Source organism: Microvirga sesbaniae (assembly GCF_025460805.1).
GTDB lineage: Bacteria > Pseudomonadota > Alphaproteobacteria > Rhizobiales > Beijerinckiaceae > Microvirga > Microvirga sesbaniae.
The window spans coordinates 1-7708 of the sequence record NZ_JAMXFJ010000080.1 but is presented as its reverse complement, the minus strand read 5'-3'; the positions used below and the strand labels follow the sequence as shown (position 1 = coordinate 7708).

3 protein-coding genes and 4 pseudogenes are annotated in these 7708 nt (G+C 58.9%); 3 read left to right on the top strand and 4 right to left on the bottom strand.

What is annotated here, in order from left to right; translation table 11 throughout:
* A pseudogene (locus OCW50_RS32355) lies at positions 1-692 on the top strand (IS701 family transposase); the annotation flags it as partial.
* A 54-nt stretch (positions 693-746) separates the two neighbouring features.
* On the opposite strand, the pseudogene OCW50_RS32350 reads toward OCW50_RS32355, so the two are convergent.
* The 4 genes and pseudogenes from OCW50_RS32350 to OCW50_RS32335 form a co-directional block, all read right to left on the bottom strand.
* A pseudogene (locus OCW50_RS32350) lies at positions 747-1659 on the bottom strand (LLM class flavin-dependent oxidoreductase); the annotation flags it as partial.
* 3 nt (positions 1660-1662) lie between these two features.
* Positions 1663-2432, bottom strand: a pseudogene (locus OCW50_RS32345) (IS5 family transposase).
* 128 nt (positions 2433-2560) lie between these two features.
* Positions 2561-3099 (bottom strand): annotated as a pseudogene (locus tag OCW50_RS32340) (nuclear transport factor 2 family protein).
* 687 nt (positions 3100-3786) lie between these two features.
* Positions 3787-4479 (bottom strand): nitrogen fixation protein NifQ, encoded by a 693-nt coding sequence (locus tag OCW50_RS32335; protein ID WP_170316113.1) that lies wholly within the window; start codon positions 4477-4479, stop codon positions 3787-3789.
* A 989-nt stretch (positions 4480-5468) separates the two neighbouring features.
* Here OCW50_RS32335 and OCW50_RS32330 point away from each other — a divergent pair.
* Entirely contained in the window at positions 5469-6008 is a 540-nt protein-coding gene (locus OCW50_RS32330; RefSeq protein WP_210804953.1) for a peroxiredoxin, read from the top strand.
* A gap of 97 nt (positions 6009-6105) precedes the next feature.
* Positions 6106-7545, top strand: coding sequence for an RNA polymerase factor sigma-54 (gene rpoN / locus OCW50_RS32325; protein WP_210804951.1), 1440 nt, complete (start codon positions 6106-6108; stop codon positions 7543-7545).
* Positions 7546-7708: the final 163 nt, after the last annotated feature.

Sequence of the window (7708 nt, the reverse complement as noted above, 5' to 3'; positions counted from 1 at the left end):
CGCGGCTGCGGCTCGATGCGGCTCTCTACGAGCCGGCCCCATGGCGCCGGCCGGGGACGGCGGGCCGGCCGCGCACCAAAGGCGCTCGCATGCCGACCCTGTCTGAGGTGCTGAAGCGGACGAGCACCCGCTGGCGCCGCGTCACAGTGCCGGGCTGGTATGGCGACGGAGACCGTGTGATCGAATTCTGCTCTGCGACCGCGGTGTGGTGCCATAGCGGAAAGCCCGTCGTGCCGATCCGCTGGGTGCTGCTGCGCGATCCGCTCAGGCGCTTCTCGCCCCAGGCGTTGCTGTGCACCGATCCGAAGCGCGACCCGCTGCCGATCATCCGCTGGTTCATCCTGCGCTGGCAGCTCGAGGTCACCTTCCAGGAGGCGCGCGCCCATCTGGGCGTGGAGACCCAGCGGCAATGGTCGGGCCGTGCTGTCGCCCGCACGACGCCCTGCTTGTTCGGCCTATTCTCGATCATAACCCTTCTGGCGACCCAACTCGGTCAGCGCACCCGCACGGCTGTTTGGACCGACAGCTGGTACCGCAAGTCTCATCCGACGTTTGCGGATACTCTGGCTGCGGTGCGGGAGAACATCTGGCGCGAAACGGGTTTACTCACGTCCCGGCGCCGGCGCAAAATGCCAAAACCCTCACGCGCGCTTCAGCGATGCTTGCTATACGCACTTCGCCATGCCGCCTGATTGGCCAAACTCGAGCTTACATCGAGCAACAAAATTGTTCAACAGTCTCTCAGTTCAATCTGTGGCAAAGGTGCTCCCATGTCCGATAGATTTATTGACTGCGGGGATGATCTTATCTCCCCAGAGTTTGATCTGTTGGAGCATAGTCATCTGATTGAAATCTCCCAGCTGGGTCGGAATTGTAATCTGGGCTTTAGGATGTCCATCTCTTCCAGAAGGCGATCGATCACTCGGTTCACACTTCCGATCGGCAGGTTCGCGCGCATGACCCCAAAGGACATGTCCTGTTGCGCCGGCGTTTCCTGCAGCACATAACCATCCTGATTCTGCTGGCGGCGCTGATGCCGTGCTCCAGACAGTCGGCGTTGGAAGCGTGCGTTATCGAGATAGCTCGTGATCTCCGCGTCATTATCGCTGGCATAGCAGCAGCGAAAAAGCGATATCTTGGAGTCAGTGATGTTCTTTCCCTCGCAAGCCGCCGCTTCCTCGATATTTTTCGCAGGGTGCTTAAGCTCTCCGAGCCGTTGTGGAATGCCGTGACGAATAGATGGTGTCCCTCACGATAAGCCCGGCTCATGCTGCGCCCGGACGCGGTGGCGATTCAAATCGGCGAGGTCGGCTTCTGGATAGTGCGCAGCGAAATCGCCGCCAGAGGTAACTTCTCGTATTTGCCATTGTGCTCGAATACCTTCTGCTGCAAACCCTTGAGAGGGATGTCCAAGTATTCCAAGAATACGGCTCGCGCTTCATCAACATTGACGCCAAACCGCTCAAACTCGAACTGCTGGTATTCAGAACCGACGCCGAGCTCAAGGCGGCCGCTCGAAACAATATCGGCAAAGCCAATTTCGGAGAGAAGGCACTGCGGTTGATAAAGCGGCAGCACGCAGACGGCGGTGCCGAGGCGAATAGTGTTCGTCACTCCGGCACAGTGGGCCATCATCATTAATGGTGACGGAACTACGGCCTGTTAGTTCTTGAGCCAGTCGATTGCTGCGGCGAGGCAGAGCACGCCCATGAAGGATGAGGCGGTCTTCTCGTAGCGCGTTGCAACAGCCCGCCACTCTTTCAATCTGGCCCAGAGCCGCTCGACAACATTGCGATTGTTGTAAACCCTGTCCGGACAGGCGACCGGCGCCTCATTCGGCTTGGCCGGGATCGCTGGTCTCGCACCGAGGCTCCAGATGTACTCGCGGAAGCTGTGACTGGAAGAGCCACGATCGGCCAGCCCCAGTTCGGTCCCCAGGCAGAGAGGCGAGCAGCGGAATGGCGTCAGGCAGCTCGTGCGCGTGACCCGGGGCAAGGCGAAACGCGATAGCGCGTCCGAGACCATCGGCGATCACGCAAGCCTTGGTGCCATCGCCGCCACGAGAGCGACCAAGGGCTTCACGCTCGTCTCGTTGAGCTTGAGAGCCCCTTGTCGACGCGCTCCCGCGGCCTTCTGGTGCGCGCGCACGCTGGTGCCGTCGAGGAAGGTCATGCCAAGCTGGATGCCGCGCTCCTGCACCAGGTTGAGCAAACGCTCCCAGACGCCCAGGCGCGCCCAGCGGATGAAGGTCTGAGCGGCCCGCCACCATGGACCCAGTTCAGCGGGGAACGCCCGCCACTGAGCACCATTCTCATGCCGCCAGAGAATGTGGCATCCAGTGTCCGGCGCAGATCCCGCGGTGGGGTCTTGCCCTTCGGACGGCACTGTTCCACCAAAGGCTCCAGCATCGCCCATTGTGCGTCCGTCAGCATGGCTCCTCCTCAGACAGGACGAGCAAAACGCCTCCAAGTGCAAAGGGTTCAAGTTATAACAGGCCGTAAATACACGGTTACTATAGGAAGTATAGCGTTCAAGCATTACATTCATATGAAGTACACTCTCATATCTCCGAAGAAGTGCAGGCTTTCTTGAGCACGTAGATCAGGTCTTCTGGATGCGATGCTCCGATTGGCCGCCGGGGTCCGAACCGCTCCGACTCGGAGGCCGCTGGCGGGGTCTGGTCCTCGACCCAATCGTAGACGACAGTACGTTCCGCAATCCGCCATTCCCCTGCCCTCTTCTGAAATAAGTCGCAGTAGCGTCCGCAGAGAAGCACTTGATGTATGGCGCCGGCCTCGTCCAGTCCGCGTTGTAGCGCGGTGAAATAGCTCTCGACCGCAGCCGCTGCCGGGCCGATGAACTCAATCAGGATGTTCGCGATCTGGTGGGCGTTCCGCGGTCTGGTCTTGAAGGCACCGATCGCAAACTGGATCAAGTCCATGGCGGAGCCAGAATGAGCACCGTGATTGTCATGGGATCGGGCCAATACGAGCTACGCAGCGTGGCCTCGTCGGCGCGATCTATTCCACGGCAGTACCAATAGAGGCAGTCGCGGATCCCCTCCTGGTCAAGTAGTTCAGTAATCCTTGCTTCGTTCATTGGCTCTCTCGCGAATGCTGAGGTTGGCTTGGAACAGGCGTTCTCGGACCTCTGGTCCGCTGCAACGATCTCGAACGGGTCGACGCTTGCAGCTGAACTAGCAGCGAAGTTCGGCTGCTGGTGGCGCGCGGTGTGGCGCATCTCGATACTGGAGTGGAAGACGCCACTGCCCTGCTCAACGGGGAATATGGCAGAATTGATGACGCCCACCTCCCTCGTCTGTGTGCGGGCACATCGCGCCGACCTGTTACTTCAGGCCTCTATTCAGCTACAGGTGCCTCTGACTGAGTTCTCAGTTGCTAAGGTAGGCGAGCCGCCGTACAATCGTTCAGCAACTTCTCGAATCCCTGCGTGCGGCTTTACGACCTCGGGCATCGCTCTGGTGGTGGGTGCCTTGCGTTGCTTGGCCTGTTTGAGCGTCGGGCCGCGCGCTTGCGGAGGAAGCTCGACTGCAACGACCGATCGGGCCCGACTACCTTTGAGCTGTGGTCGATTAATGTGAGCATCGTCTGGGCCGTCTCCGCCCCCGACGCGAACTTGACTGGAACGTTTGTTGCGTGCTCGCCCGCGGTTTCGGCTGCGATGAATATCCCGTCTTCCGAAACACGCCGCCGCGGAAAATGCCTGTGGACTTCAGTTAGTTGTGGTTAATATCCGGCGGCCATGCACCGCTGACGGAAGCCACTCCTAATCCAAGCCGAGCCTGCCCTTGGACCGTATGAGCGGGCCTTCGCCTTCCTCTGAGCCGAAGCAGTTGTCGAAGTCTTTGCACTCCCGGCAACTGGTTGCGAGGCATGTCGAGAAACCTTCAGCCTCGCAGAGCCTGCGGTAAAAGTACTTCTTCCATTTCATGTTTTTGGCGTTTCCTGCCGCCAACATCGGGAAATGCGTCGCAAGCAAACGGCTGAGCTCAGCCCGGTTAAAGAGGCCGAGGTTCTGCCAGAGATGGTCATTGCGCAGCGCCCGCCGGGCGATGATCTTGGCGAAGCGGGCGCTTACCCGGCTGCCCGGTCTGGCATGCGCCAACAGGAGGTCGCGCAGTAGTCCTTCCTCGATATCCGGTTCCCGGTCTTTCTCCTCTTCTAAGGCGAAGGCGTTGACAGGGACAGCGGGGAAGTTGCGGCACAGGACATTACGCAACTCGGCAAGCGAGAGGCCCGTAGCCTCTGTCGCAGTCGCCTCACCGACATTGATCTCTTCAAGCGCGAGAGAGAGGACACAGGCAAGCACATGCTGGTCGAATTTCGTCTCCAAATCGATCGGCCGTTCGTCGATACTGCGTGATTGTGAGTGTCGTCGCTCATCGGACCAACAGGACATTCGGAGCCCACGAGGGATGCCTGTTCCCGATCGAACGCGGTTTTGACGCAGACCTGACATGTTTCTTCCCTTCCAGTGGTTCACCGAGCCGTGGCACTTCGACCGGTAGCTACCAGCTGCCCTAGGACGGGAGAGCTTCAAAACTCATGCCAACTGCGCCGCACCCTCTCTAGAAGTAATTTCTCCATCCTGGTCAACGGCTTGAGCGACGGGCAGGAACTCGGGCCGAACATCACCATGCCGCGAATGCGACAAACCTGACAGGAAATGTCGACGGCTTGGCGCCTCCCCCGGAGCGGCCGACAAGATTGCTCCACGGCAGCAATGCAACTCACCGGGATCCAACCGCGCTGAGTGTGGTCCGATATTCGACAATGTCCGACAGGCGACATGGCAGTGTTGCAGCCAACACATTGTTCTGGAATGCATTTTCCTTTCTGGCACAGGACATGCATGGTTCCCCGCAAATGCGTCGCGGTGTCAGGAGGCAGGCCTTGTCGGAACCTGATTGGCATTGTCCATCGGGCATGAGTGCTAATCGTCATAACGCGCGGGCGCACTCGGCGCGCCCTTTGCTCAACGCCGCCATTCCTATTGAGTGTCCGGAAATGCGTTTGTCGGAATTGCGCGATCGGGGGTCAATCGGCGGTTACGGCCGTAGGGAGACCGATTGGATAATCTGTCACGTTCAGGGCGCCCAGGCCGGTTGGGGCTTCGTCAACATTATCAGGTGTTCCTATCTCGGTCTGCCTTACGATCCTGTCGCGATCGCACTGCTACTCTTCCGCGAACGTGAGCAGCGGGTCGCCGATCTCACTTCCACCGCCAACGGTGCGGAAGACCTGCCCCAAGACATCAAGGTCACCAATATCGATGTCGATCGTGTGGCAAAGACCGCGGCCCAGGCTTCTCCCTATAACCGAATTGGAAAAAGGGTCGGGGGCAGCAGAGGTCCCGTCCCATGGCCGGGATCTCCGCCGAGTCCCGTGTTGCTTCACACCCCGGCCGAGAAACAATGCGCGAGTCTCTACTCTGGAGGAGCAACACCGATGGCAGTGAAAACGACAGTTCCCTTCGTCACCTTTCGCACGCGTGTTCGCGACGGCTCTCTAAGGGGACCGAATCCATACCGTTGGGAAGACAAGACATCCGACGACTATTTCAGGGGCAAACGCGTCATCCTGTTCTCGCTGCCTGGCGCCTATACTCCGACCTGCTCCACCTACCAACTCCCCGACTTCGAGAAGCTCTATGACGAGTTTGAGGCAGAAGGAGTTGATGCGATCTACTGCCTCTCCGTCAACGATGCCTTTGTAATGAACTCGTGGGGCAAAGCCTTGGGTCTTCAGAAAATCCAACTCATCCCGGACGGCTCAGGCGAGTTCACGCGAAAGATGGGGATGCTGGTTTCCAAGGAAAATCTTGGCTTCGGCATGCGCTCCTGGCGTTATGCCGCAGTGATAAACAATGGTGTGGTGGAGCAGTGGTTCGAGGAGGAAGGTTTCTCCGACAATTGCGAGACCGACCCTTATGGGATCTCGTCGCCGCAGATGGTTCTCGAAGCGCTAAAGGCCGCTAAAGGCCGCTAGAGCGCGCGGTCATCGCATGACCCAGACACGTCAACGTCTCACAGGCCCCACCTACGCACAGCGAAGTGCGTTGCTCGATAGGAGTTTTGCGCTAGCCATGAAGTCGTCCGCAAGCATACTCCAGTGTCAGAAGCAAACGTTCGTTGCTACACCTCAACTCATTGAGTCAATCCGCTTGCTGCAGCTGACGCATGCCGAACTACGTCAGTTCGTGGAGCACGAAATTGAGAAGAACCCGCTTTTGGAGCTGGCGTCAAACGATGGCGAGGCTTCAAGCGATGTTTTGTCAACTTCAGGGGGAGATGCGTACATCAGCGCACACGAGAACGTTGGCCATGGACTGACCACGTCCTGCGCGCTGGAACGGCTTAGTCAATCGAAATCACCGGGCGCGACAACCAACGTTCCGCCCATACAAGGCCTTGCCCGAGACCAGTTTACCGCCGAATCAGAAACATTGCATAACTATGTCGCTCGTCAGATTGCGCTCACTGTATTCCCTCCCCAGGACCAGCTGATTGCGGGTGAGCTTGCCGGTCACCTAGACGACACTGGGTATCTTCGGGTCGACCTCTTGGAGTTGGCCGGGAGCCTAAATGTCCGGGAGGCTGACGTGGAGCGGGTTCTTGGAACATTGCAGCGTTTTGATCCACCGGGAGTTTTTGCGCGAACACTCAGCGAATGCCTTGAGATACAGTTGCGGCAGCGCGACCGGTTCGACCCAGCAATGGCAGCTTTGGTCGCCAATCTTGAGATGCTCGCGCAGCGGGACTTTCAGGCGTTGAAGCGGCGTTGCGGGGTCGATGAAGACGACATTCTCGACATGCTGCATGAAATCCGCGCTCTCGATCCCAAGCCTGGAAACCGGTTCCAATCCGGAGGCCCCGAGTTCATTACTCCCGACGTCTTGGTCCAACCGGCGCCTGGGGGTGGGTGGCAAGTCGAGCTTGAGCCCGACACGCTGCCTAAGCTTCTGATCAACCAAACTTACTTCGCTGAAGTCTCACGCGCTACCAGCCAAGATTCGAGGGATCAGGCATTTCTCAAAGAATGCTTGCAAAATGCGAACTGGCTAATTCGCAGCCTGGACCAGCGCGCCAAGACGATCCTTAAGGTAGCGGCTGAGATCGTCCGCCAGCAAGATGCCTTTCTGGAACGTGGCGTCGCCCACCTGAGGCCTCTTAATCTCAGGGCTGTCGCTGACGCGATCAACATGCACGAGTCGACCGTAAGCCGCGTGACGTCACAAAAGTATATGCTCACCCCTCGCGGCGTGTTCGAGCTGAAGTATTTTTTCACCGTAGCAATCGCCTCCTCCGATGGTGGTGATGGGCACTCCGCCGAAGCGGTCCGCCACCGGATCAAGGCGATGGTTGCTGGGGAGCCGAACAATAATGTGCTGTCGGACGACGACATCGTCGCCCGACTCAAGGAGACCGGCGTTGAGATTGCCCGCCGCACTGTCGCAAAGTATCGCGACTCAATGAACATCCCCTCCTCCGTGCAACGTCGCCGGGAAAAGCGCATGAAGGCCTAGAGGCTGATGAGTAACTGTTTGGTAGCGGAACGTTGTTGGGACCGGGTGCGCTGGGCGATTGAGGAATATACTTGGCGCTTCGACGGCTCGCGGCGCCCACTGCGGGCCTGGTGGAGGATCTGATGCTGTCCCTTCATCCCCAAGCCCGCACCACCCCGGCGGT